Genomic DNA, 2123 nt, shown 5'->3' with positions numbered 1-2123 from the left:
ATCGTCGATTCGCGGTGAGCAATGATAATCCGCGTGATCGGTAATTGGCGGATCGCCTGATTGACGTAAGATTCGCTCTCTTTATCCAGTGCGCTGGTCGCCTCGTCCATAAACAGGATCCGGGGTCTGCGGTACAGCGCGCGGGCGATAAATATCCGCTGTTTCTGCCCGCCGGACAGCCCTTCGCCCAGCTCACCGATCAGCGTTTCATAGCCCATCGGCATCGATATAATCACGTCGTGAATATAACTGGCCTGTGCACAGGCGATCATCAGCTGTTCGTCGGGATTTTCGGTGAATCCGCAGATATTTTCGCGGATCGAGCCGGAAAACAGTTTGTCGTCCTGCATCACGCAGGCGATCATTTTATGGTAGTTATTGACCCCGAGCTGGCGGATATCGATGTTATCAATGAGCACCTTGCCGTCCGACGGTTCAAACAGGCCGCACAGCACTTTCATCAGCGTGGTTTTTCCCGAACCGGACGGCCCTGTTATCGCCACACTTTCGCCGGGGGCGACCGACAGATTAATATCGCGGAGAATCGGCGCGGACTGGCTGTCATAGCTGTACGCCAGGTTGCGGGTTTCCAGCCCGGCGGCCTGCATCTGCGGCTCGTACGGCACATCCGGCTTTTTATTTTCCTGCTCGTTGAGGGCGATATCAGAAATACGCTCGTTGTGCAGGCTCATGATGCGCAGCTGCAGCAGGAACTCAATGATGGAGGCGGCGCGGTCAGAAAACTGCTCGCGGTAGGCGCTGAACGCGACAAACATCCCGAGGGTCATGGCATTGTCGATCACCAGACCCGCGCCGATCCACAGAATCGCTATCTGATCACAGGCCATGATAAAGGTATTCACCCCGCCGAACATCAGGTTCATTTTGGTCAGGCGGATACCGGTGTTGATAGAATCGACTTTCAGATTCAGCCAGTGATTACCCCGGCGCTCGCTCATACCCTGGGTTTTCACCGTGGTGATACCGTAGAGGGATTCCATAAAGTACGACCCGGCGCGCGCCTCTTTGATCAGTGATTCCTCCGACAGCTGGCGGTAATAACGGTAGGTCGCCAGCCGCAGCCCGATATATACCGCGGTAAATCCCAGCACAATCCAGGTGAGATGGCCGCCGTAGAGGATCATCATGATAAACACGCCGATCAGCATGATACCGTCCATGATCGCCCCGACCACGCTGGTGGTAAAGGTGGTGCGCAGGATATCCAGCGAGCCGAAACGGGACTGAATATCCCCGAGTTTGCGCCGCTCAAAATAGCTGAGCGGCAGCCGCAGCAGATGGGTAAACAGCCCGGACTGCCACTGGACGTTGATCAGCGTTTCCATAATCACACTGGCCCAGGCCCGGCACATACTGACCGCTGCTTTCAGCAGAATAAAGAACAGTAACCCGACACAAATCAGGGACAATAACCCCTGATCTCCGGCAGGAATGGCGTGGTCCATCACCAGCTGTGTACCGACCGGCATAATCAGGCCGATGGCCTCAATCACAACGGAGAACGCGAAGATTTTCAGCAGCGCTTTTTTCAGCCCGTGAATATTGCCGATAAGCTTGCGCAGGCTGAGTTTTTTCACCACCTCCTGTTTTGTGAAGGTGCTGCCGGGCCAGGCTTCCAGTGCCACGCCGGTAAAATTGCGCGACATTTCCTCAATACCGACCACCCGCCGGCCATAGGCCGGGTCATGGAGGATAAATTTGTTACCGCTGATTTTCACCAGCACCAAAAAGTGATTGAAATCCCAGTGTAAAATACACGGCAGCCGCAGATTCGGCAGGTCATCCATATCCAGCGACAGGGCGCGGGTGGTCATACCCAGCTCAGACGCCATACCGGTCAGCCCGGCCAGGGTCGCGCCCCGCGCGGAGAGATTGAACTGCTGACGCAGGGAAATCAGATCGATACTTTTGCCGTAATGGGCGGAAATCATCGCCAGGCTGGCGAGGCCGCACTCAGAGGATTCGGTCTGGTGGATCACCGGAATGCGCTGACGCAGACTGAGATCGAGTTTTTCCAGCAGGTTTTTCAGGGATAAACGGCGCATGCAGCCTCCCGGTCAGATAACAGCGTCCGTTCTGTCATGGTGTGTTTGCTCCTGTTG

At 55.6% G+C, this 2123-nt stretch carries 1 protein-coding gene; it reads right to left on the bottom strand.

The genetic code is table 11. The features are described 5' to 3' along the window. On the bottom strand, positions 1-2066 hold a 2066-nt coding region (locus tag AB7038_RS18060; RefSeq protein ID WP_369453746.1), incomplete at its 3' end, for a peptidase domain-containing ABC transporter. Positions 2067-2123 lie beyond the last annotated feature (57 nt).

It is taken from the genome of Morganella morganii, assembly GCF_041099235.1.
Taxonomy (GTDB): Bacteria; Pseudomonadota; Gammaproteobacteria; order Enterobacterales; family Enterobacteriaceae; genus Morganella; species Morganella morganii_E.
Note: the sequence above shows the minus strand (reverse complement) of the source record. Positions and strands in the feature narration are given on the sequence as shown.